At 70.6% G+C, this 21771-nt stretch carries 25 protein-coding genes; 19 read left to right on the top strand and 6 right to left on the bottom strand.

The window, feature by feature from the left end; translation table 11 throughout:
- Positions 1-148 precede the first annotated feature (148 nt).
- The 5 genes from Q1K26_RS09690 to Q1K26_RS09710 form a co-directional block, all read right to left on the bottom strand.
- Positions 149-583 (bottom strand): CBS domain-containing protein, encoded by a 435-nt coding sequence (locus tag Q1K26_RS09690; protein ID WP_300009294.1) that lies wholly within the window; start codon positions 581-583, stop codon positions 149-151.
- A gap of 91 nt (positions 584-674) precedes the next feature.
- On the bottom strand, positions 675-1694 hold the full coding sequence (gene glpX, locus Q1K26_RS09695) for a class II fructose-bisphosphatase (protein ID WP_300009297.1): 1020 nt from the start codon (positions 1692-1694) through the stop codon (positions 675-677).
- Between the two features lie 83 nt (positions 1695-1777).
- Positions 1778-2617 carry a hydrogenase nickel incorporation protein HypB gene (gene hypB, locus Q1K26_RS09700; RefSeq protein WP_094931748.1) on the bottom strand — a complete coding sequence of 280 codons (840 nt, stop codon included), beginning with the start codon at positions 2615-2617 and terminating at the stop codon, positions 1778-1780.
- Positions 2614-2952, bottom strand: a complete 339-nt coding sequence (gene hypA / locus Q1K26_RS09705) for a hydrogenase maturation nickel metallochaperone HypA (protein ID WP_094931746.1) — start codon at positions 2950-2952, stop codon at positions 2614-2616. The genes hypB and hypA overlap by 4 nt, the downstream gene beginning before the upstream one ends.
- A 40-nt stretch (positions 2953-2992) precedes the next feature.
- Positions 2993-4054 (bottom strand): AraC family transcriptional regulator, encoded by a 1062-nt coding sequence (locus tag Q1K26_RS09710; protein ID WP_300009302.1) that lies wholly within the window; start codon positions 4052-4054, stop codon positions 2993-2995.
- Between the two features lie 197 nt (positions 4055-4251).
- Between Q1K26_RS09710 and Q1K26_RS09715 the strand changes: the two genes are divergently transcribed.
- Entirely contained in the window at positions 4252-4629 is a 378-nt protein-coding gene (locus Q1K26_RS09715) for a DUF1641 domain-containing protein (RefSeq protein WP_094931742.1), read from the top strand.
- A 104-nt stretch (positions 4630-4733) separates the two neighbouring features.
- Entirely contained in the window at positions 4734-5174 is a 441-nt protein-coding gene (locus Q1K26_RS09720; RefSeq protein ID WP_300009305.1) for a helix-turn-helix transcriptional regulator, read from the top strand.
- 18 nt (positions 5175-5192) lie between these two features.
- Here Q1K26_RS09720 and Q1K26_RS09725 read toward each other — a convergent pair whose 3' ends face one another.
- Positions 5193-5381, bottom strand: a complete 189-nt coding sequence (locus Q1K26_RS09725) for a hypothetical protein (RefSeq protein ID WP_363320452.1) — start codon at positions 5379-5381, stop codon at positions 5193-5195.
- Positions 5382-5819: 438 nt separating this feature from the next.
- Between Q1K26_RS09725 and Q1K26_RS09730 the strand changes: the two genes are divergently transcribed.
- The 17 genes from Q1K26_RS09730 (at position 5820) to Q1K26_RS09810 (ending at position 21765) form a co-directional block, all read left to right on the top strand.
- Positions 5820-6353, top strand: a complete 534-nt coding sequence (locus Q1K26_RS09730; RefSeq protein WP_300009311.1) for a DUF1641 domain-containing protein — start codon at positions 5820-5822, stop codon at positions 6351-6353.
- 98 nt (positions 6354-6451) lie between these two features.
- Positions 6452-7423 carry a hydrogenase gene (locus tag Q1K26_RS09735; protein ID WP_094931736.1) on the top strand — a complete coding sequence of 324 codons (972 nt, stop codon included), beginning with the start codon at positions 6452-6454 and terminating at the stop codon, positions 7421-7423.
- A gap of 44 nt (positions 7424-7467) precedes the next feature.
- Positions 7468-9075 carry a nickel-dependent hydrogenase large subunit gene (locus Q1K26_RS09740; protein WP_094931734.1) on the top strand — a complete coding sequence of 536 codons (1608 nt, stop codon included), beginning with the start codon at positions 7468-7470 and terminating at the stop codon, positions 9073-9075.
- Positions 9072-9932, top strand: coding sequence for a hydrogenase maturation protease (locus tag Q1K26_RS09745; RefSeq protein ID WP_094931732.1), 861 nt, complete (start codon positions 9072-9074; stop codon positions 9930-9932). Before Q1K26_RS09740 ends, Q1K26_RS09745 begins: the two co-directional genes overlap by 4 nt.
- 6 nt (positions 9933-9938) lie before the next feature.
- Positions 9939-10142 carry a hypothetical protein gene (locus Q1K26_RS09750; protein ID WP_094931730.1) on the top strand — a complete coding sequence of 68 codons (204 nt, stop codon included), beginning with the start codon at positions 9939-9941 and terminating at the stop codon, positions 10140-10142.
- The gene (locus Q1K26_RS09755; RefSeq protein WP_198962134.1) at positions 10135-11433 is read left to right on the top strand and encodes a hypothetical protein; all 1299 of its coding nucleotides are present in this window, start codon (positions 10135-10137) and stop codon (positions 11431-11433) included. Before Q1K26_RS09750 ends, Q1K26_RS09755 begins: the two co-directional genes overlap by 8 nt.
- A 13-nt stretch (positions 11434-11446) precedes the next feature.
- On the top strand, positions 11447-12382 hold the full coding sequence (locus Q1K26_RS09760) for a NifU family protein (protein ID WP_300009315.1): 936 nt from the start codon (positions 11447-11449) through the stop codon (positions 12380-12382).
- Positions 12379-13572, top strand: coding sequence for an NHL repeat-containing protein (locus Q1K26_RS09765; protein ID WP_300009318.1), 1194 nt, complete (start codon positions 12379-12381; stop codon positions 13570-13572). The genes Q1K26_RS09760 and Q1K26_RS09765 overlap by 4 nt, the downstream gene beginning before the upstream one ends.
- On the top strand, positions 13572-15941 hold the full coding sequence (gene hypF / locus Q1K26_RS09770) for a carbamoyltransferase HypF (protein ID WP_300009321.1): 2370 nt from the start codon (positions 13572-13574) through the stop codon (positions 15939-15941). Before Q1K26_RS09765 ends, hypF begins: the two co-directional genes overlap by 1 nt.
- A 3-nt stretch (positions 15942-15944) precedes the next feature.
- Positions 15945-16199 carry a HypC/HybG/HupF family hydrogenase formation chaperone gene (locus tag Q1K26_RS09775; protein WP_300009324.1) on the top strand — a complete coding sequence of 85 codons (255 nt, stop codon included), beginning with the start codon at positions 15945-15947 and terminating at the stop codon, positions 16197-16199.
- Positions 16196-16921, top strand: coding sequence for a HypC/HybG/HupF family hydrogenase formation chaperone (locus Q1K26_RS09780; protein WP_300009327.1), 726 nt, complete (start codon positions 16196-16198; stop codon positions 16919-16921). Before Q1K26_RS09775 ends, Q1K26_RS09780 begins: the two co-directional genes overlap by 4 nt.
- The gene (locus Q1K26_RS09785; RefSeq protein ID WP_300009330.1) at positions 16918-17586 is read left to right on the top strand and encodes an SIS domain-containing protein; all 669 of its coding nucleotides are present in this window, start codon (positions 16918-16920) and stop codon (positions 17584-17586) included. The genes Q1K26_RS09780 and Q1K26_RS09785 overlap by 4 nt, the downstream gene beginning before the upstream one ends.
- Positions 17583-18695, top strand: coding sequence for a hydrogenase expression/formation protein HypE (gene hypE / locus Q1K26_RS09790; RefSeq protein WP_300009332.1), 1113 nt, complete (start codon positions 17583-17585; stop codon positions 18693-18695). The genes Q1K26_RS09785 and hypE overlap by 4 nt, the downstream gene beginning before the upstream one ends.
- Positions 18696-18711: 16 nt before the next feature.
- Positions 18712-18984 carry a HypC/HybG/HupF family hydrogenase formation chaperone gene (locus Q1K26_RS09795; RefSeq protein ID WP_300009334.1) on the top strand — a complete coding sequence of 91 codons (273 nt, stop codon included), beginning with the start codon at positions 18712-18714 and terminating at the stop codon, positions 18982-18984.
- Positions 18985-19025: 41 nt separating this feature from the next.
- Positions 19026-20171 (top strand): hydrogenase formation protein HypD, encoded by a 1146-nt coding sequence (gene hypD / locus Q1K26_RS09800; protein WP_300009337.1) that lies wholly within the window; start codon positions 19026-19028, stop codon positions 20169-20171.
- Positions 20168-20926 carry a DUF6390 family protein gene (locus Q1K26_RS09805; RefSeq protein WP_300009340.1) on the top strand — a complete coding sequence of 253 codons (759 nt, stop codon included), beginning with the start codon at positions 20168-20170 and terminating at the stop codon, positions 20924-20926. The genes hypD and Q1K26_RS09805 overlap by 4 nt, the downstream gene beginning before the upstream one ends.
- The gene (locus Q1K26_RS09810) at positions 20923-21765 is read left to right on the top strand and encodes a hypothetical protein (RefSeq protein WP_300009343.1); all 843 of its coding nucleotides are present in this window, start codon (positions 20923-20925) and stop codon (positions 21763-21765) included. Before Q1K26_RS09805 ends, Q1K26_RS09810 begins: the two co-directional genes overlap by 4 nt.
- Positions 21766-21771 lie beyond the last annotated feature (6 nt).

Consider the following 21771-nt stretch of genomic DNA (forward strand, 5'->3'; position numbering starts at 1 on the left):
CATCACGGCTCGCCCAGCAGCAGCTACCCAGCCAGGCGTTTCTCTAGGCGTTTCTCGGTTCGACAGCCACCCGCACCGCCCTGACCTGCAGCCTCACCCGCCCAGGATCTCCAGACCGGCCGAATTACGCGGAACGCGGGCCCGGTGCTCAGCTCTTGGCGATGACGAGGTCGCGCAGCACCCCGGTCTGGAGTTCCATCTCCCGCAGCCGGTGCTTGACGAGGTCACCGATGCTCACCAGCCCCACCAGCTCACCTTTGTCGAGCACCGGCAGGTGCCGGAAGCGGTCGCGAGTCATCTGCGCCATCGCGTGGGTCAGCGAGTCATCGGGCCCACAGGTCGCCACATTGCGGGTCATGATGTCCGCCACCGAGGTCCTCAGCAGCTGCGAGCCACGCGTGACCAGCGCACGGACGATGTCGCGTTCCGACACGATCCCGCAGATCTTGCCGTCGTCGTCGCACACCAGCAGTGCCCCGACCCCGGCACCATGCAGCGCGTGCACCGCCGCTTCCACGTCGGAGTACGGGAAAACCGTGTGCACCGTCCGGCCCTTGTACGTCAGAATGTCCGCGATCCGCACCGTTCACCTCTTTCTGTTCGTCTCGCATGTCGGTTGAGCGCTCCGACCTGATGTGCGGTGGCCACGCGGTGCGTGACGTCCGTGGGCGGTGCTACTGGTAGTCGACCGCGCTGTAGCGGGCGAGCCGGTCGAGCCGGTGGTCGCTCTGCATCCGCCGGACGGTGCCGCTGCGCGCGCGCATCGCCAGCGAATCGGTGGTCGCGACGTCTGGTCCGTACCGGACCCCGCGGACGAGCTCGCCGTCGGTGATCCCCGTGAGGACGAAGAACACATCGTCACCGCGAACGAGATCGTCGACGTCGAGCACAGCGTCCGCATCGATCCCGGCGTCCTGCAGGCGCGCGAGCTCCGAGCCGTCAGCCGGAGCCGGTGTGCCCTGCAGCGTGCCACCGAGGCACTTGACGGCGCAGGCGGCGATGACGCTCTCCGCGGTGCCGCCGCTGCCGATCAGCAGGTCGATCCCGGTCTGCGGGCTTGCGGCGACGATGGCCGCGGTGACCTCACCACCGGTGAGGAAGCGGATCCGCGCGCCGGCGTCGCGCACCTCTCGGGCGCGTTCCTCGTGATGGGGCCGGGCGAGCATGCCGACGGTGACGTCCTCCACGTGACACTGCCGCACCTTCGCGAGTCGCTGCACGTTCTCGCGCACCGGCTGTCGCAGGTCGACGTGCTCCCGCGCCTCGCGCCCCGCGACGAGCACGTCCATCCGGGCGCAGGCCGACGGATCGAACAGGGCACCTCGTGGCGCGACCGCGAGGACGGAGACCGCGTTCGCCAGCCCCTTGGTCGTGAACGTGATGCCGTCCACGGGATCGGCGGCGATGTCGTAGGCGGCGCCGGTGCCTTCGCCGACGAGCTCACCGCGGGCGAGCCGCACCTCACCGTCGGTGTCGCAGTCGGGGCCATCGCCGATCACCACCGTGCCGGCCATCTCGACCGTGCCGATCATGGCGCGCATCGCCTCGACGGCTGCGGTGAGCGCACCGGCCGGGTCGTTGCGACCGACCCAGCGGCCGGTGGCCATCGCGGCGGCCTCGGTGACCCGGACCAGTTCCAGTGCGAGATTGCGATCCGGGGCGGGTCTGGCCGCGCGTTCGGTGATGGGGGCCATGTCACTCCTGTCCGGTCCTCGGTGCCGAGCGCCACCGCAGCGATCGTGGACAGTCAACTGATCGATCGGTCCCGCCGAATCACCTATGCGGGGGAGGCGCCCGGGGAGATGCCGGCCGCGCTCGCGGGAAGGGCGCGGGCCGCGGCGAGCTCCGCGTGTCGAGCGGTCAGCCACGAGCACCACAGGTCGATCCCGGATCCGGTTCGTGCGCTCGTCTCGATGGCCTCGACGCCCGGATTGACGTTCCGGAGGTTGCGGTAGAAGGCCTCGATGTCGAAGTCGAGGTGCGGGAGCAGGTCCACCTTGTTGACCAGCACGAGATCGACGGATCGGAACATCACGGGGTACTTCAGCGGCTTCTCCTCGCCCTCCGTGATCGAGTAGACCATGGCCCGATTGTGCTCGCCGACGTGGAACTCGGCCGGGCACACGAGGTTCCCCACGTTCTCGACGATGACCAGGTCCAGGTCACCGAGCGGGAGCCGGGGCAGGGCGGAACGGACCATCGGTGCGTCCAGATGGCATTCGCCGCCGAAGCCGTTCGCGGTGTTGAGGAGTGCGACCTCAGCGCCGAGGCCCGTCAGGCGGTCTGCGTCGATGCTCGTCTCGATGTCGCCCTCGACGATGCCGACCCGCAGGTGGTTGCGCAGTCGCATGAGCGTCTGCCGCAGGAGCGCGGTCTTTCCCGCGCCCGGGGACGACATCAGGTTCACGGCCAGGACGTCCGCCTGATCGAAGTCCGCCCGGTTCGCGTCCGCGGTCTGGTCGTTCTCGTCGAAGATGCGCTCGAGGATCTCGATCCGATCGGACCCGGTCGTGTATCCGGAGTGATCTCCGACGGGGGCGTCGTGGCCGTGGCCATGGCCGTTCCCGGGGTCGTTGTGGTTCTCGTCGTGTCTGTGGAAACGGCCCACGAGCGTCATACCTCCATGAGGTCGAGAGAAGTGATGAGGAATTCCTCGCCGGCCACGATCTCGACGTCTTTACCCTGGCAATTCGGGCAGACGAGAACCGGTTCGGTGAGGGTGTGTTCGTGAGAGCATCCAGCGCAGCGGATCGCCGCGGGTACGCGCTCGATCTCGAGCGTCGCCGACTCGAGATCCGAACCCTCCGTCACGAGCTCCCAGCAGTAGGTGAGCGTGTCCGGAACGATCTGGCGCAGCTCGCCGACCCGGAGCCGGACGGTACGGACCGTGCTGCCCGCCGCGTGGCGTTCGACGAGCTTGGTGATGGCACGACAGATCGAGAGCTCGTGCACGTCGACCTCCTGAGTTCAGCGGACAGTCCGGGCGGCGGGGTCACCGGCGCAGGGTCTCCGACGGCGTCTCGCCCCATCTCTTGCGGTACTCGACCGAGAAGTTGCCCAGGTGGTGCATGCCCCAGCGTTGAGCGACGCTGGTGACGGTCACGCCGTCGGTCGGCAGTGCATCGGTGAGTTCCTCGCGGGAACGCGTCAGGCGTCGCTCGCGGATGTAGGCGACGGGGCTGAGGCCCAGCTCGTCGTGGAAGGCCTGCTGGACGGATCGTACGCTCAGGTGGACGCTGCGCGCGATCATCTCCAGCGTGATCCGCTCGCTCAGGTGCGCCTCGATGAAGTCGGTCGCCTCCGTGATCACCCGGCGTTCGGCGCGCACCACGGGCGTCGTGAACTCGTGGTGGTAGTTGGAGGGCTGCAGGTGCAGGAGGCTGCTCATCAGCAGCTCCTCGATCGCACCGATCCCCTGACCGCGCTGGACGAGCGAGCCTGCGTAGTACACCTCCGCGTGCAGCAGCTGCACCGCCGTGTTCCACCGCATCGCCGCCTCCTCGGCGAGGTCGAACGCCGGCTCGAAGGCGATGGGGTGCGGCAGGGTCCTCCCGATCAGCCTGGTGAGGTGCGCGGCCAGTGGCGGCTCCTCGATGCGGATCACCAGGACCGGCGAGTCGTGGCCGAACTCCATCCGGACGCTCGGGCCGGGGCTCGTGACCAGCGCCTGGACCGTGTTCGCCTCGATCGTGATCTCCTTCCCGTGGCACATGACCCGGCCGTTGGTCGGCATGCAGATCGTGAAGTACGGACCGAGGACCGGGATGTCGAGCGTTGCGGCGACGGTCAGGTCGAGGTAGAGCATGCTGATATCGCGAAGCCGCACGCCGAACAGGCTCGCCGCGAACCCCCGCTCACCCGGGCTGGACAGTGTGAGCGAACCGGGGGAGAGCACCTTGCCCAGCATCTGGGCGGCCGAGCGCACGTCCTCCGAGTAGAAGATCTCGTGCTGGGCCAGTGCGGGCGGAACGCCGCGGGACCGGACCTTGCGGCGGACCGGACCGGCGGTGCGCCGGGCGTCGATGAACCGCAGCCTCGACAGCCTCGACGTCATCTCCGGCGTCCCACGTCGGCGAATCGGCAGGTCACGAGCACCACAATGCAAGTCTGAGCAGCAACAGCTCGCATCAAAGACACAATCTCTTCGCAATCCTGATAGTCGCTGCGCGGAAACGATAGGCCGAGCCGGTGCATCTGCCTAGCGTGTGTGTCAGCTCACACATCGGACCCACCCGACGGACGGAGGCTCCCGTGGCCGTGAACGGTCAGCTCGTGGCGCGGTCCCCGGGCAGCAACCTGCTGCAACGCCTCGACGATCCAGGCACCGCCGCGGCACTGGGCCGGCTCCTCGACCACGCGGACCTGACCACTCTGTCCGGCGGCCTCGCCGGAGCCGCACCCACCATCAACGCCCTGCTCACCTCAGCGCTGATGACCGACCCCCGCACCGCCACCACACTCGAACTCCTTGGCGAGGCACTCGTGGAGGCCACCGAGGCGGACGCGAGATCGCCCACGGCACCAACCGGCGCGTTCGCCCTGCTCGGAGCGCTCAAGGCCCCCGACGTCGGTCGCGGTCGCGGCCTGCTGATCCAGGTCGCGAAGACCCTCGGCCGCAAGCTGCCCTGAGCCCCACCCGTACCGAGCCCGACGTGAGGTCGATGGCGTGCCCTCGCTGGGTGATCCACGCCCGCTCGACGTCCACCACCACCGACGATGCCGGGACCTGACACATGTCCGACCTGGAACCGCGCAACTTCCTCCAACCGTGCCTGCTGCTCCTGCTGCGCGAATGTCCCGACCACGGCTACGAGCTCGCGGCCCGGTTGCGGACCATGCACGACGTCGACGGCGACGCGGGCGGGGTGTACCGGGCACTGCGGGGGCTGGAGCGCCACGGGCTGGTGCGGTCGCAGTGGCAGGCATCCGACGTCGGGCCGGCCCGGCGCACGTATTCGATCACCCGGGAAGGAATCGCCAGCCTGGATGCGCGGGCCCAGGACCTGGCCCACGTGCACGAGGCGCTGCACGTGTTCCTCGATCGCTACGCGCGGGTGCGGAGGTGCGAGGAGCTGAACGGATCCGGGGTATCGGCCGATGCGCGTCGAGTTGGTGGCAGATCAGGTGGCAACGGCGTGCGCGCAGCCGATCCGAGTCGGGCGACCGGCCGTTGACCGGCTCCGCGCGGCCCGTCACGTGCAGGTCGCTCGCACCCACGTGTACCACTCCGGCAGACCGTCGCCGCGCGTTGCCGACACCTCCAGTACCTCGACGCCCGGCCGCGCCCGCCGCGCTCCTTCGGCGCACCGCGCGACGTCGAAGTCGACGTACGGGAGCAGGTCGATCTTGGTGAGCAGCACCAGGTCGGCGCTCCGGAACATGTGCGGGTACTTGTGGTTCGGCGCCACCAGAATGGCAGGCGCGGAACGTCTGCCTGCCGAGTGTCAGGTGATCCTGTAGCGCCGCGTCGGCGCATCCTTGGCCGTCACCGGCGGTGAGTACGGCGGTGGCGATGTCGTCGAACGTGGGGCACGCCGGCCCAGGTCCCGTGGTCGCGACCCGACCGATCAACGACGCCGAGCCGTGGACATCCGGCGTCACGGCGCGGCGTCCCGGCGGTGTCGCGGGGCGATCCGACGGTAGCCGCCCGGGTCGGCGGCGCTCATATGCAAGACCGATCGACGAGGCGCTCGCATCGGTTCCACAAGCTCTGCGCGATCCTGATAGTTGCTGCGTGGAAACGATAGGCCGAGCGGGTGTATCTGCTTACCGTGTGCGTCAGCTCACAGACCCGAACCAACCGACGCAGGAGGCTTCCCGTGGCCGTGAACGGTCAACTCGTAGCTCGGTCCCCGGGCAGCGACCTGCTGGAGCGGTTGGACGATCCCGGGACCGCCGCGGCACTCGGCCAGGTCCTGGACCACGCGGATCTACTGGCCATGCTCGTCACCGGCCTCGACGGCTTCCTCCGCCGGGGCGACACCATCACCGAGGCCGTCGTGGACGGCGTGCACGAGCTGCGCAGTGCAGCGGGATCGACGCCGTCCCCACTTGCCGGCGTCGACGTCAAGGCGCTGCTCGCCAGCCTGACCACGCTCTCCAGCGGCCTCGCCGGGGCCACGCCAACGCTCAACGCCCTGCTCACCTCCAGCTTGATGACCGACCGCCGGACCGCCACGACGCTCGAGCTCATGGGCGAGGCACTCGTGGAGGCCAAGGAGGCAGACGCGAAGTCGCCGTCCGCGCCGACCGGTGCCTTCGGCCTCCTCCGGGTGCTCAAGGACCCGGACGTCGCGCGGGGTCTCGGCCTGCTGATCCAGGTCGCGAAGGCCCTCGGCCGCAAGCTGCCCTGAGTTCACCCGTACCCGGCTCGACCTGACGTCGGCAGCGTTCACCGCTGCCTTCACCACTGCGGCCCGCGTCGATGCGGATCCGAAGGAGAGGAGTACCCATGGCCTCCGTGCTGTGGTTCCAAGGAGGAGCGTGCAGCGGGAACACGATGTCGTTCCTGAACGCAGAGGAACCGAACGTCGTCGACCTGATCGTCGACTTCGGGCTCGACCTGGTCTGGCATCCATCGCTGGGCCTCGAGCTGGGCAAGAACGCACAGAAGCTGTTCTGGGACTGCGCGAACGGTGACCGACCGCTGGACATCTTCGTCTTCGAGGGTTCCGTGATCGAGGCACCGGACGGCAGCGGACGGATGGACATGTTCGCCGACCGCCCGATGAAGGACTGGGTGACCGATCTCGCCGCGCAGGCCCAGATCGTCGTCGCGATCGGGGACTGCGCATCGTGGGGCGGGATCCCGGCGATGGAGCCCAACCCGTCCGCCTCCACGGGGCTGCAGTTCCACAAACGCGCCAAGGGCGGGTTCCTCGGGCCGGACTTCACCTCCAAGATGGGTCTCCCGGTGATCAACATTCCGGGCTGCCCCGCGCACCCCGACTGGATCACCCAGATCCTCGTCGCACTCGCCACCGGGCGAGCAGGCGACATCAGGCTCGACGACCTGCACCGGCCGGAGACCTTCTTCAAGTCGTTCACCCAGACCGGGTGCACGCGGGTCCAGTTCTTCGAGTACAAGCAGTCGACATACTCGTTCGGCGAGGGCACCCGCACCGGATGCCTGTTCTACGAGATGGGCTGCCGGGGCCCGATGACGCACTCGCCGTGCAACCGGATCCTGTGGAACCGGCAGTCGTCCAAGACCCGTGCCGGTATGCCCTGCCTGGGTTGCACCGAGCCCGAGTTCCCCCACTTCGACCTCGCCCCGGGCACCGTCTTCAAGACCCAGAAGGTCAGCGGGACGATTCCGAAGGAGGTCCCCGAGGGCAGCGACCACCTGACGTACATGGCCCACGCCGCGGCAGCGCGCATCGCGGCACCGCAGTGGTCCAAGGAGGACATGTTCGTCGTCTGACCGACCCCTCCCCTGGAACCCCGGTCGTCCGGAAAGGACCCACCATGACCGCGCTCGACCTGCACGTGAGCCCGCTGGGCCGCGTCGAGGGTGACCTCGACGTTCGAGTGACCATTGAGGACGGCGTCGTCACGTCGGCCTGGACCGAAGCCGCGATGTTCCGCGGATTCGAGATCATCCTGCGGGGCAAGGACCCGCAGGCGGGGCTCATCGTCTGCCCCCGCATCTGCGGGATCTGCGGCGGTAGCCACCTGTACAAGTCGGCGTACGCGCTCGACACCGCGTGGCGCACGCACATGCCGCACAACGCCACGCTGATCCGCAACATCTGCCAGGCGATGGAGACCCTGCAGTCCATCCCGCGCTACTTCTACGCGCTCTTCGCGATCGACCTCACGAACAAGAACTATGCCAAGTCGACGATGTACGCCGAGGCGGTCCGCCGGTTCGCGCCGTACGTGGGCACCAGCTACCAGCCCGGCGTGGTGCTCTCCGCCAAGCCGGTCGAGGTCTACGCCATCTTCGGCGGCCAGTGGCCGCACTCCAGCTTCATGGTCCCCGGCGGTGTGATGTGCGCCCCGACGCTGGCCGACGTCACCCGTTCGATCGCGATCCTCGAGCACTGGAAGGACAACTGGCTCGAGAAGCACTGGCTCGGCTGCTCCGTCGACCGGTGGCTCGCCAACGAGACCTGGGAGGACGTGCTCGCCTGGGTCGACGAGAACGAGTCGCAGCACGACAGCGACTGCGGGTTCTTCATCCGCTACTGCCTCGACGTCGGCCTGGACAAGTACGGCCGCGGCGTCGGCAACTTCCTGGCCACCGGCACCTACTTCGAGCCGTCCATGTATGAGAACCCGACGATCGACGGCCGCAACGCGGCGCTGATCGGGCGGCAGGGCGTGTACGCCGACGGCCAGTGGCACGATTTCGACCAGGCCAGGGTCACCGAGGACGTCACGCACTCGTTCTACGAGGGCACCGGCTCGCTGCACCCCTTCGAGGGTGAGACGAACCCGATCGACCCCGCCGACGGCGCGAAGCAGGGCAAGTACAGCTGGGCCAAGTCGCCCCGGTACGACGTTCCGGGCCGGGGCTACATCCCGCTCGAGGCCGGCCCGCTCGCCCGCCGGATGGCGGCAGGCGGTCCCGGTGCCGCAGCCCACCAGGACAATGACGGTCTGTTCGTCGACATGGTCGACAAGATCGGTGCGAGCGTGTTCGTGCGGCAGCTGGCCCGCATGCACGAGGCGCCCAAGTACTACAAGTGGGCGCGGCAGTGGCTCGACCAGATCGACCTCAAGGAGAGCTTCTACACCAAGCCCGTCGAGCACGCCGACGGCAAGGGCTTCGGCTCCACCGAGGCCGCCCGCGGCTCGCTGTCGGACTGGATCGTCATCGAGGACAACAAGATCAAGAACTACCAGGTGGTCACCCCGACGGCATGGAACATCGGCCCCCGGGACGGCGCCGCGGTCCTCGGTCCGATCGAACAGGCGTTGGTCGGCTCTCCGATCATCGACCCGGAGGACCCCGTCGAGCTGGGGCACGTCGCACGCAGCTTCGACTCCTGCCTGGTCTGCACGGTGCACGCCTACGACGGCAAGTCGGGCCGGGAACTGTCCAAGTTCGTGATCAACGGAATGGTGTGATCCCGACGTCCACGGAACAGCACGTCACCGAGGCGGCTCCCGCCGTCGACATCGAGCCACCCGGATGTGCGGTGCTCGTCGTCGGCTGCGGGAACCTCCTGCGGGGTGACGACGGGCTGGGGCCGGTGCTCGTCCGGCACCTCTGGGAGCGCGGCGTTCCGTCGGGCGCCCGGCTCGTCGACGGCGGTACTGCCGGGATGGACGTCGCCTTCCAGATGCGTGGCGCCGAGCGCGTCGTGATCGTCGACGCCGCGGCCACGGGCTCCGCGCCGGGCACCCTGTTCCGGGTGCCCGGCGCGGAGCTGGCGGAGTTGCCTCCGCTGCAGGGCCTACACACCCACTCGTTCCGGTGGGACCATGCGATCGCGTTCGCCCGCTGGGCACTCGGCAGCGACTGCCCCACCGACATCACCGTCTTCCTCGTCGAGGTCGCCGACGTCTCCCTCGGGACCGATCTGTCCGAAACCGCAACGGCCGCACTGGAGCAGGTGATCGAGATCGTCGAACGCGAGTACCTTGCCCCGCTGCGGCCCGACCCCGGCACGGGCGATGCCACCGTCGAGTTCACCGAGGACGGCTATCTGAGGCTGGACGCGGAGCTCGCCGCAGCGCGGTTCCCGTCCGACGCTGCGGTGGCCGCAGTCCGCGAGGGTCAGTTCTGGCTCATCCCGCTGCGCGGTCCGCGCAGCGGCGGCCTCCTGCTCAAACAACGGAACCCGGCGGGCGATCGCTCCGTGCTGGTTCGGGAGATGCTCGGTGACCAGGGCATTGGCGACCAGGTGCCGATCGGCCGCCGGCCCGCCCACTGGGACGACGAGCAGGCGGCGCTGCGCATTCCGTTGGAGCGGGAGTCGTGATTCGCCGTGGCCACCGACGAGGCGGAGGACGTGCAGGTGCTGATCGTGCCCGAGCGCGGACGGTGGGCCGTGGAGATCGTCGTCACTTTCCCGGACGGGATCGTCCGTGAGCGGATCGACACCTATGCGACCGAGGCTCGCGCGCAGATCTCAGCCCGCCTGATCAAGCGCGCCGCCGAACGAGACCTTCGAGGACCGTTGAATGGCTGATGCACTGACCGCGCCGTCCCCCACCACCACACCGCTCGACCCATCGATCTCCGCCGTCCGGCCGCAACCGCTCGGTGCCTTCCCGCTTCCGCTGGGCTACCTGCTCGTCCCTGGCGGGGAGGAGAACGACGCCGCCCGCCGCGACCTGGTGGCGGGGCGGCTGCCGGACCGCTGGCCTGCGGCGTTGCGGGCGCACGAACTCAGCCTGGCCGGCGACCGGGACGGCGCGCTCGCCGCCCTGGACGTCGACGGCCCCGCCGATGCCCTGACGCGGTACAACCGGTTCGTCCTCGACCCCGACACCGCGGACCCGGACGCGCTGCGCGCCGAGCTCGGCGCACTCGGCCCGCTCGTCGACCTGGTGCAGTTCGTACTCGGACGCAGTGACGTGCCCCCCGACGTCGGATCGCTCGACGGCGAGCTGGCGGCGATGGTGCTGTCCGCGCAGGCCACCGCTGCGCTCGGCACGGGCGACGACGCGGCCGCCATCGAGCTGCTGGACCAAGCCGTGGCGTCGGCGGAACCGGTGTCACCGCCACTGGCCGGTCTGCTCCACGGCGCGGCAGGATCGATCCTGCGTGATCGGGACGACCCTGCCTGCGTCCAACGGTTCGAGCTCGCACTCACGCTGCTGGCCGCCGCATCCGACCTGCGCATCGGTCGGGCGGAGATCCATCTCGGCCTCGCCGGTGCTCTGCACGAGCAGGCTCGGGAGCGTCCCGAGCTGCTCGCCGTGACGATCCCGCACTACCACTCCACCCTCCAGCTGGTGCAGCGCGAGGAGGCCCCGACGACATGGGCTGCCGCCCATGCTGGGCTGGCGACCGCCTACCTGACCATGCCCATGACCGAGGCGTCCGGCCAGCTGCGACTGGGCATCGCCGCCCAGTCGCTGCGGTCGGCGCTGACGGTCTACACCCGCGAGGACCATCCGGCGGAGTGGGCGAGCCTGCAGCTGAACCTCGCCAACTCCCTCGTCTACACCCCGTCGAAGCACCAGGCCGAGAACCTCGTCGAGGCCGTCGAGCTCTACGAGGGGGTACTGCAGACCCGCGACCGGGACACCGACCCGCTCGGCCGGGCCCGCGTCCTGTCGAACCAGGGCAACGTGTTGGCACATCTCGGCATGTTCGACGACGCCAAGGCACGGCTGTACGAGGCGCGCTTCCTCTTCGAGGAGCACACCGACGAGGAGTCGGTGCGCGCCGTGCGCGGCGTCCTGGACGAGATCGCCCGCCAGGCCGCGCTCGCGCGCACTGCCGATCGATCCGCCGACCGCCCGCAGGACTGACGAGGAGACGAGCATGTCGACGACCGTCGCCGAGACATCGGCGGACACCACCGCACCGGACGCGACTCCGACCGCCGCGACCGGGGCCGACCCCACTTTCGAGGAGCTGGCCGGCCGCGTCGATCGGGCGGTGAGCGCGCTCGCCGGGCTGGAGCCTGCGGCCAGGTCCGTCGCCGAGGAGCTCAAGGCCGCGGTGGAGGCAGTCCATCGGGCGGGTCTGGTGACGATCGTGCGCCGGATGAAGGCCGACGACGCCGCCCGACCGGTGCTGTTCGACCTGGTCGACGACCCGGTCGTGCACCTGCTGCTGTCGCTGCACGAGATCGTGCGGCCGGACCCCATGACCCTGGGGAACCGGGTGCTGGTCGATGTGCGCCCACAGCTGCAGAGCCACGGCGGCGACGTCACGCTCGTCCGTATCGAGGACGGCACCGCGTTCGTCCGGCTCTCCGGCGCCTGCAACGGGTGCTCCATGTCCTCGGTGACCCTGCGCAACCTCGTCGAGGGCGCCATGATCGAGGGAGTGCCGGCCGTCACGGCGGTGGAGGTGCTACCCAACGAGCCCTCCCCGACGCTGATCCCGCTCGACGCCCTGTGGGTCGGGCCCGACCCGGCGAAGGAGGGCTGGGTGCGCGCCGCGAGCGCGGACGCCATCCCGGAAGGCGCCATCAGCCGGTTCGACCTCACCTCGCAGTCCGGCGCGCAGGCGCAGGTGATCGTGGTGAATCTCGAACAGCGGCTCACCGCGTACCGCAACGAGTGCGCACACGAGGGCCTGCCGCTCGACGATGCGCTGATCGATGCCTCCAACGGGACACTGACCTGCCCGTGGCACGGGTTCTGCTACGACGCGACGTCGGGCGAGTGTCTCTCCTCTCCCGGCGCCCAGCTCGAGCAGCTGCCCATGCGGGTGGACGACGACCAGGTGTGGATCCGGGTAGGAACATGAGCCGATTGACCGTCCGGCACAACGTCGGCGGCAGACCTGCACGGCTCGACCCGGAGCCCGAGATCAGCCTGGCCGACGGCTGGCAACCGGAGACATGGCTCGGCGCACCGGCGACCGGCGGGCTCGCGTTGCCGCAGGCGGCGCCGTCGATGGCGTGGATGTACTCGCCACGTGCGGTCTTCCTCGGTGCGGACCACCTGGTCGTCGCCGACTCGGGCAACCACCGCGTGCTGATCTGGCACGGCGTCCCCGACACCGACGAGCAGCCTGCCGACGTCGTGCTCGGGCAACCGGACGGCACGACCGAGGGACCCGCGGCGGACGGGCGGGGGCCGGAGCGCGGGATGCATCTCCCCACCGGCGTACTGGTGCACGACGGGCGGCTGGTCGTGGCCGATGCCTGGCACCACCGCATCCTCGTCTGGAACGAGGTGCCGCAGACCGACGACGTGGCACCGGACATGGTGCTCGGGCAGCCGGACGCCGGCTCCGTCGAGCCGAACGGGGGCGGGACCTGCTCCGCGTCATCGCTGTACTGGCCGTTCGGTATCGCCGTGGTCGGCGGCCGGTTCTGGATCGCCGACACCGGCAACCGGCGCGTGCTCGGCTGGGACGGCGGGCTGCCGGAGCCGGGCCGCCCGGCCGACGTACTGCTCGGCCAGCCCGGCCCGGAGGCCCGCGACGAGAACCGCGGCGCGGCGGCGGGGCCCGCGAGCTTCCGATGGCCGCACGACATCGCCGGACGCGATGATCTGCTGCTCGTCGCGGACGCCGGCAACCACCGGCTGCTCGGTTGGTCGCCGATGCCCGACGCCGACGCTCCCGCTACGTTCGTGCTCGGCCAGAGCGGGTTCGACGGCGCCGACGAGTGGCCGTACGGGCCGCACACCAACGAGCGCTTCCGGTTCCCCTACGCGGTCGGCCTCGACGGGACGCCCGGTGCGGACGAGCGGCTGGCGATCGCCGACACGGCGAACAACCGGGTGCTGCTCTGGGACGGCGTGCCGACCGACGGTCGCGGCGCCGACCACGTGCTGGCCCAGCCGACGTTCGCGACCAACGGCGAGAACCGGTGGACCGCGGTGAAGCACGACACGCTCTGCTGGCCGTACGGGCTGTCGCTGTGCGGTGACCGGCTCGCCGTGTCGGACTCCGGGAACAACCGCGTCGTGATCTGGCGGCGGCGCTGATGGACACCACCGCTGTGGAGCTCGCGCCGACGCGCCGCCGGTTCACCGTCACCGGGGTCGTCCAGGGTGTGGGCTTCCGCCCGTTCGTGCACCGGCTGGCGCACGAGCTCCACCTCGGGGGGCTGGTCGGCAACGACTCCGCGGCGGTGTTCATCGAGGTCCAGGGTGCGGCCCCGGCGATCGACGAGTTCGTGCGACGGCTGCGCGACGAGGCGCCGCCCCTCGCCGCGATCGCCGACGTCGGCTGGGCGGACGTGCCGCCGGAGCCGGATCGCGGCACGCCTTTCCGGATCGTCGCGAGCCGGGCGGGCGACGGCGCGGCAACCGCCGTCCCGGCGGACGTCGCGGTGTGCGACGACTGTCTGCGCGAGCTGTTCGACCCGGCCGATCGCCGCCATCGGCACCCGTTCATCACGTGCACCAACTGCGGCCCGCGGTTCACCATCATCCGGGCGCTCCCCTATGACCGGCCCGACACCACGATGGCCGGGTTCGAGCTGTGCCACCGCTGCGCCGCCGAGTACCACGATCCCGCCGACCGCCGCTTCCACGCGCAGCCCGTCGCGTGCCCCGACTGCGGGCCGTCCCTGTGGTTCACCGACGGACAGGGGTTCACCGAGGGACAGGACCGGGTCACCGGGGCCGACGCCGCGCTCGCCGCGGCCCAGCGCGCGCTCGGCGCCGGCCGTGTGGTGGCGATCAAGGGCATCGGCGGCTACCACCTGGCCTGTGCCGCGGACGACGAGTCCGCGGTGGCGGACCTGCGCTCGCGCAAGGCCCGCGGTGGCAAGCCGTTCGCCGTGCTGGTCCGCGACCTCGACGTCGCCCGCCGGTACGCCGAGATCGACGCCGCGGAGGCGGCGGTGCTGTGCTCGCCCGCCCGCCCTGTGGTGCTGGTGCGCCGGCGGCCCGGCGCACCGGTGGCCGCCGGCGTCGCACCGGGCAGCCCGCTGCTCGGGATCGTGCTGCCGTACTCACCGGTGCACCACCTCCTGCTGGCGCCGGTGCCCGGCGCCGACACCGACGTCCCGGAGGCGATCGTGCTGACCAGCGCGAACCGTTCGGACGAGCCGATCTGCTTCACCACCGAGGACGCGGCGAACCGCTTGCCAGCGCTGTGCGACGGGGTGCTCGACCACGACCGGCCGATCCACGTCGCGTGCGACGACTCGGTCGTGCGGGTGGTCGACGGCCACGAACTGCCGATCCGCCGCTCGCGCGGCTACGCCCCGCTGCCGGTCGACCTGCGACTCGACGGGCCCCCCGTGCTCGCGGTCGGCGCCGAGCTGAAGAACACCTTCTGCCTCACCGACGGGCGGCGGGCGTTCTGCTCGGCCCACGTCGGGGACATGGGCACGCTGGAGACGCTGCAGGCGTTCGAGCGGTCCGTCGCCCAGCTCTGCGACCTCCGGGGTGCACCCGCGCGGCTCGTCGCCGACCTGCACCCCGCCTACCTGACCAGTGCCTGGGCCGAGCGCCGCGCCGGCGACCGCCCACTGGACCTCGTCCAGCACCACCACGCGCACATCGTGTCCCTGCTCGCCGAGCACGGACGGCTCGGCGTCCCGATCATCGGGGTGGCGTTCGACGGCACCGGCTACGGCAACGACGCGACCGTGTGGGGTGGCGAGATACTCGTACTGGGCAGCGACAGCCACCGGTTCGTCCGCGCCGGGCACCTCGCAGCGGTCCCGCTGCCCGGCGGGGACCACTCCGTGCGCAATCCATGGCGGATGGCGCTGTCGCACCTGCGAGCAGCCGGCGTCGAGTGGGCCGACGACCTGGCGCCGGTCCGTGCCGCAACCCCCGCGGAGCTCGCCGCGCTGCGATCGCAGCTCGACACGGGCGTGGGATGCGTCCCCACCACGAGCATGGGGCGACTGTTCGACGCCATCGCGTCGCTGTTCGACGTCCGGCACCGGACCGGCTACGAGGGCCAGGCCGCCATCGAGCTGGAGGTACTGGCCGCCGAGGCGGACGACCTCGCCGTGGACGTGGCGTGGCCGAGCCTGGCCGTCCACGCCGACGGCTCGATCGATGCGGCCCCGCTCGTGCGGGACACGGTCAGCGCGCTGCGCGCCGGCGTCGCGCCTGCGCAGCTCGCCAGAGCGTTCCACGTCGCCGTGGCGGCCGCGGTCGTGACGGTGGTCGGCCAGGTGGGCGGAACCGTGCGCACGGTGGGCCTCAGCGGCGGGGTCTTCCAGAACGTGCTGCTGCTGCAGGAGTGCCGTCGGCGCCTGGCAGCGGCCGGGTACGAGGTGCTGACCCACCGTCTGGTGCCCCCCAACGACGGCGGGCTGGCTCTCGGACAAGCTGCGGTATCGGTGCTGGCGGCGACAGCCGGGCCGGCGTCGGATCAGGAGGGTTGAGCGATGTGTCTGGGAATCCCGGGACGGGTGATGGAGATCTGGGACGAGGAGTCCGGCGCCCGGATGGCACGGGTGGAGTTCCCCGGCGAGGTGAAGAAGCTCTGCCTGGCCTACCTGCCGGACCTGCAGGTCGGTGAGTTCACCATCGCGCATGCCGGGTTCGCGCTGAGCCGCATCGACGAGGACTCGGCGCGGCTCACGCTGGCGACGATGGCCGAGTACGGCGTCTTCGGCGAGGAAGGGGTGGTTCCGTCATGACGACCGTGGTCGACCAGGGTCTCGACGAGGGGCTGTCGGCCGATCTCGCCGCCGCGTCGTTCGCACTGGCCCGTGGGTTCTCTGCCGGGGCCACCATGTGGTGCCTGGCGCCGGCATGGGAGCCGCACGCGCAGCACATCGCCGTCGAGTTCGTGCACCCGGTGATCGTGGGAAAGAAGGCGCTGCCCGCGGTGGCGCTGACCGGGCGGGACCTCGTGGGGACCGCCCGCGTGTCGGTCCGCACCGGCGACATCGTGGTCGCGGTGGCGAGTGCAGCCGACGCGGAGGTCCGCGCCATCATGCGCCGGGCTCCGGCCTGGGGCGCCACCACGATCTGGATCGGGAGCGGAGCGCGGCCGCCCGCGGGCGCGGCCGACCACGTCCTGTGGATCGACGACCCCGACCCACGGGTGCCGGCAACGGGGGGGTTCGTGCTGCTCTATCACCTGCTCTGGGAGCTGACCCACGTGTGCTTCGAGCACCCCGGGCTGCTGGTGGCCGATCCCGCTGAGTGCACCGACGAGGTGTGCATCACGTGCAGCGACGAGGGCAGGCTCGGCGAGGTCGTGTCGCCGTCCAGGTCCGGATCGGCCCGGGTCCGCACCGCAGAGGGCGTCGAGTCGGTCGCGACCGTGCTCGTCGAGCCGGTCGAGCCCGGCCAGCTCCTGCTCGTGCACGCGGGCATGGCGATCAGCACGGTGCGCGAGGAGGACGGCGGATGACACAGCCGACCGGGGCCGGAGAGGCGACCGATTTCCTCTACCCCTTCATCGATGCACAGGAACGTGACCCCCGGGCCCTGCTCGCCGACCTTGCGGCGTCTGCGCGCGCCAAGGCCACCGAGAGCGCGGCGTTGCGCCGGGCCACGCTGGAGGCCGGCGCGGACGGTCTGGCCGCAGCCGGTGCCGAGATGGCGCGGCGGTTCGCCGCAGGCGGGCGGCTCTTCACCTTCGGCAACGGCGGCAGCTCGACCGACGCCGGCACGCTGGCCGCCCTGTTCGCCCGTCCCCCTGAGGGGCGCGCGCTGCCTGCCTGGTCGCTGACCGCCGACCAGGCGATCCTCACCGCTCTGGGCAACGACGTCGGCTTCGAGCTCGTGTTCGCCCGGCAGCTGATCGCCCGGGGCGACGCCGGGGACATCGCGGTGGCGATGTCGACCAGCGGCAGCTCGGCCGATCTGACCGCCGGGCTGCGGGAAGCGAAGCGGCGCGGCATGTACACCGTCGGCTTCGCCGGCTACGACGGCGGGCAGTTCGCCGCGAGCCCTGATGTCGACGTGTGTTTCGTGGTCCGCTCGCAGAGCGTGCACCGCATCCAGGAGTCGCAAGCGCTGTTGGGCTATCAGCTGTGGGCCACGGTGCACGAGCACGGGACGGACGATTCATGAGCAGGACGGTCAGCGAGTACCTGTCGTCGGGTCCGACCTTCGCCGAGGGCGAGGTCATCGACCGGATCGAGGCGTTCCGCAGGCGCCGGCCCCGGCTGCGCGACGAGATCGTGACCATGGCCCACGGTGCGGGCGGGAAGTCGTCGGCGGCGCTGGTGGACGCGGTGTTCGTCGAGGCGTTCCGCAACCCGCTGCTCGAGTCGCTCGGCGACGGCGCCGTGGTCACGCTGCCCAGCGGCGAGCGGCTGGCGATGTCCACCGACTCGTTCGTGGTGCAGCCCCTGCGCTTCCCCGGTGGTTCGATCGGGCATCTGGCCGTGCACGGCACCGTCAACGACCTGGCGATGGCCGGAGCCGTGCCGTCGTGGGTCTCGGCGGCGTTCGTGCTCGAGGAGGGCTTCCCGATCACGGAGCTCAAGGAGATCGTCGCCGACATGGCGGCCGCGGCCGCCGCTGCGGGCGTGCAGATCGTCACGGGCGACACGAAGGTCGTGCCCAAGGGCGCGGCCGACGGGCTGTTCGTCACCACCGCCGGCATCGGTCTGGTGCCTGCCGGGCGGGAGCTCTCGGCAGCCGCGGTGCGCCCGGGGGACAAGGTGCTGCTCTCCGGGCCGATGGGCGACCACGGGATGGCCATCATGCTGGCCCGCGGCGATCTCGCGATCGAGGCCGACATCCGCTCGGACACGGCGGCCGTGAGCGGGCTGGTCGAGGCGCTGCTGGCGGCCGCTCCGTCCACCCGGTGGATGCGCGACCCGACCCGTGGCGGCGTCGGGACCGTCTGCAACGAGCTGGCGCAGGCAAGCGGTCTCGGTGTCGTGCTCGACGAGCAGCGGCTGCCGGTGCGGCCGGTGGTGAACGGGGCCTGCGAGATGCTCGGCATCGACCCGCTCTACGTCGCCAACGAGGGCAAGTTCCTGGCCGTCGTGGCGCCGGAGGAGGCCGAGGCCGGGCTTGCGGCGCTGCGTTCGCAGCCGCTCGGTGACGGCGCCGCCGAGATCGGCACGGTCGTGGCGGAACCGGAAGCGACCGTGGTGCTGCGTACCGGCTTCGGCGGCACCCGGATCGTCGACATGCTCGTCGGCGACCCGCTGCCGCGGATCTGTTGAGAGAGGAGTTGTCACCATGTGCCTGGGAATTCCGGGACGGATCGTGGAGATCACCGATGCGGTGAACTGCCTGGCGAAGGTCGACGTCAGCGGTGTGCAGCGCACGATCAGCGTGCGGCTGCTGGAGAAGGACATGCCCGAACCCGACGAGTGGGTGCTGGTCCACGTCGGGTTCGCCATGGCGAAGATCGACGAGACCGAGGCGCTGCTCACGCTGGCAGCGGTGCAGAAGCTCGGTGCGGCCTACGACGACGAGATCGATGCCTTCGACTCGTCTTCGATCATCTGACTGTCTCGATCATCTGACCAACTTTCGATACGGAGTCCACCATGCGTTTCGTCGACGAGTTCCGCGACCCGGCGGCCGCCCGGGCGTTGCTGGGGGCCATCACGAAGCTCGCAGCCTCCGCCGGTGACGGCGAGCAGTTCAAGTTCATGGAGGTGTGCGGCGGGCACACCCATACGATCTACCGGCACGGCATCGAGCACCTGCTGCCGGACAGCGTCGAGCTGGTGCACGGTCCCGGCTGCCCGGTGTGCGTGATCCCGATGGGCCGCATCGACGACGCCATCTGGCTGGCCGGGCAACCGGACGTGATCTTCACCTGCTTCGGCGACATGATGCGGGTCCCCGGCTCGAACGGGAGCCTGCTCGACGCCAAGGCCCGCGGCGCGGACGTGCGGTTCGTGTACTCGCCACTGGACGCGCTGAAGCTCGCCGTCGACAACCCCGGCAAGCAGGTCGTCTTCTTCGCGATCGGCTTCGAGACCACCGCGCCGTCCACGGCGGTGACGCTGGTTCGGGCCCGCGAGCTGGGCGTCACGAACTTCAGCGTCTTCTGCAACCACGTCACGATCGTGCCGCCGATCAAGGCGATCCTGGACTCACCTGACCTGCGGCTGTCGGGGTTCCTCGGTCCGGGGCACGTCTCGACCGTCGTCGGGAACCGGCCCTACCGGTTCGTGCCCGAGGTCTACGGCAAGCCCATCGTCGTCGCCGGATTCGAGCCGCTGGACATCCTCGCCTCCGTCGCGATGCTGCTGCGGCAGATCAACGAGGGCCGATGCGAGGTGGAGAACCAGTACTCGCGGGTGGTGCACCCGGAGGGCAATCCCGCGGCACTCGCCCTGATGGGACAGGTGTTCGCGCTGCGCCCGCACTTCGAATGGCGCGGGCTCGGCTTCATCTCGCAGAGCGCGCTCAAGCTGCACGACGACTTCGCCGAGTTCGACGCCGAGCTGCGGTACGCGATGCCCGGCATCCGGGTGGCCGACCCGAAGTCCTGCCAGTGCGGGGAGGTGCTCAAGGGCGTGCTCAAGCCGTGGGAGTGCAAGGTGTTCGGCACCGCCTGCACCCCCGAGACCCCGATCGGCACCTGCATGGTGTCACCGGAGGGGGCATGCGCGGCCTACTACAACTTCGGTCGGCTGCACCGCGACGCCGCTGCACTGGTGGGGCAGGCAGGGCTGTCGTGACCGCCACGGCGGGGACGGACACGCGCGGCACGCAGCTGTTCGCCCACTACGCCTTCGCGCCCAACGCGCTCGGCTACTGCGGCCCACCGGGCGCCGCGGCGCTGCGCGACGGATCCGATGCGGACGTGCGGGCGGCCGCGAGACGGTTCTCCGGCGCCTGGCCGTACCTCCAGGTGCTGGCGCGGATGACCGGGATCGACGACCCGATGGATCACCGGTTGGTCGAGTCCTACTGGCTGGGCGGAGGTGTCGGTGCCGATCTCGATCCGCACGAGTTCGGCACCGAGCTGCTCGCCGTCATCGGTCCGCAGGCCGGCCACTACTGGGCGCACCTGTCCCCCGAGCTGCTGCGGGAGGCGGCCGGCAACCACTGCTTCCACGTCTTCGGGGTCTACCCGTGGTCCCGGCTGCTCGGCGCGGGACACGACGATCAGCCGCTGCACGTCCTGGACAGCTGCCGGATTGCCTGGGGAACCGTGCTCTCCCGCGACGAGACCGATGCGGAGGTGCGGTCCCGGCAGCTCGAGATCCACTCGGGCATGCTCACGATGTCCGCACCCGCGGTGACCCGGGTGTCGATCCGGGTCGACGGGTACAGCGCGGTGCCGGATCTCGCCGTCGGTGACGAGGTGGCGCTGCACTGGGGTCAGGTGTGCGGTCGGCTCGAACCGCGCCAGGTTCGCGCGCTGGAGGCCAGCACCGTGCGCCAGCTGCGCGTCACCAACCAGCGACTCGGCGAAGAGCGCTCCCGGTGAGGCCACGGATCCTCCAGTCCGACGGCCAGATCGGCTTCCGGTGGGCGACCCCGGACGGGCGGCCGAGCACGCTGCAGGCACTGGTGATCGACGACGACGAGGCGGACCGGCTGGTCGCCACGCACCTGGCCGCACTCGACGACGCGCTGATCATCGCCGCAGAGCGGTTCGGGGACCTCCTCGGCGGCGGGCGCCGCCCGGCCGATCACGGGGAGCGGGAGGGGCTGCTGGAGCTGCACCGCGTCCTGGACCGGCTCTGTCACGAGTTCGCGCTCGCGCTCGAGCTCACGGGCATCGGTGCGGACGTCCGCGCCGGCCAGATCATCGGCACCGCGGCGCTGTTCTCGATCCGCGCCAGGCTCCCCTTGGATCTGCTCGGGCCCGCCCCCTTCGACGGCGAGCTCGACGATCCCGTGGTGGGCATGGTCGGCGGCTTCGGGGAGATGGTCCAGGTCGATCCCGACAGGCCATGGGCCGGCGGGCGATGGATCGTGCGGACGGAATCCGGCCGGCGGTATCCCCTGACCCTGTCGACACTGCTGTTCGACAGCTCGGGCACCAACAAGGATGCCGCCCGGCAGGAACACCGCGATGCGCTCCGGTCGGTGACGGCGGCCGCGGAGTCGCCCGCTGCCGACCCGTTCGCCGTGGCGAGCGCGCTCGACTGGCTGCTCTACGACTTCCTGATGGCGCACCGCGAGGGCCCCGACAGCGCGGCGATCGTGCTCGCGAAGGGCCAGGAGCCCGACGCCGAACTGATCGTCACCGCCGCAGCGGCGTCGGTCGTGGCGCGCGCCGCCTTCGACCCGGGACTCGTCGGGCTCGCATCCCGGTCGTGAGTGTGA

Origin of the sequence: Pseudonocardia sp. (assembly GCF_029263155.1) — a bacterium.
Lineage (GTDB): Bacteria > Actinomycetota > Actinomycetes > Mycobacteriales > Pseudonocardiaceae > Pseudonocardia.

Coding starts and splice junctions, on each gene's coding strand:
- Q1K26_RS09795 (WP_300009334.1), top strand. CDS start 18,712: ATGTGCCTGGGAATTCCGGGACGGATCGTGGAGATCACCGATGCGGTG.
- Q1K26_RS09735 (WP_094931736.1), top strand. CDS start 6,452: ATGGCCTCCGTGCTGTGGTTCCAAGGAGGAGCGTGCAGCGGGAACACG.
- Q1K26_RS09780 (WP_300009327.1), top strand. CDS start 16,196: ATGACGACCGTGGTCGACCAGGGTCTCGACGAGGGGCTGTCGGCCGAT.
- Q1K26_RS09765 (WP_300009318.1), top strand. CDS start 12,379: ATGAGCCGATTGACCGTCCGGCACAACGTCGGCGGCAGACCTGCACGG.
- Q1K26_RS09760 (WP_300009315.1), top strand. CDS start 11,447: ATGTCGACGACCGTCGCCGAGACATCGGCGGACACCACCGCACCGGAC.
- Q1K26_RS09710 (WP_300009302.1), bottom strand. CDS start 4,054: ATGACGTCGAGGCTGTCGAGGCTGCGGTTCATCGACGCCCGGCGCACC.
- hypD (WP_300009337.1), top strand. CDS start 19,026: ATGCGTTTCGTCGACGAGTTCCGCGACCCGGCGGCCGCCCGGGCGTTG.
- Q1K26_RS09725 (WP_363320452.1), bottom strand. CDS start 5,381: ATGTTCCGGAGCGCCGACCTGGTGCTGCTCACCAAGATCGACCTGCTC.
- hypE (WP_300009332.1), top strand. CDS start 17,583: ATGAGCAGGACGGTCAGCGAGTACCTGTCGTCGGGTCCGACCTTCGCC.
- Q1K26_RS09755 (WP_198962134.1), top strand. CDS start 10,135: ATGGCTGATGCACTGACCGCGCCGTCCCCCACCACCACACCGCTCGAC.
- Q1K26_RS09740 (WP_094931734.1), top strand. CDS start 7,468: ATGACCGCGCTCGACCTGCACGTGAGCCCGCTGGGCCGCGTCGAGGGT.
- hypF (WP_300009321.1), top strand. CDS start 13,572: ATGGACACCACCGCTGTGGAGCTCGCGCCGACGCGCCGCCGGTTCACC.
- Q1K26_RS09775 (WP_300009324.1), top strand. CDS start 15,945: ATGTGTCTGGGAATCCCGGGACGGGTGATGGAGATCTGGGACGAGGAG.
- glpX (WP_300009297.1), bottom strand. CDS start 1,694: ATGGCCCCCATCACCGAACGCGCGGCCAGACCCGCCCCGGATCGCAAT.
- Q1K26_RS09720 (WP_300009305.1), top strand. CDS start 4,734: ATGTCCGACCTGGAACCGCGCAACTTCCTCCAACCGTGCCTGCTGCTC.
- Q1K26_RS09785 (WP_300009330.1), top strand. CDS start 16,918: ATGACACAGCCGACCGGGGCCGGAGAGGCGACCGATTTCCTCTACCCC.
- hypB (WP_094931748.1), bottom strand. CDS start 2,617: ATGACGCTCGTGGGCCGTTTCCACAGACACGACGAGAACCACAACGAC.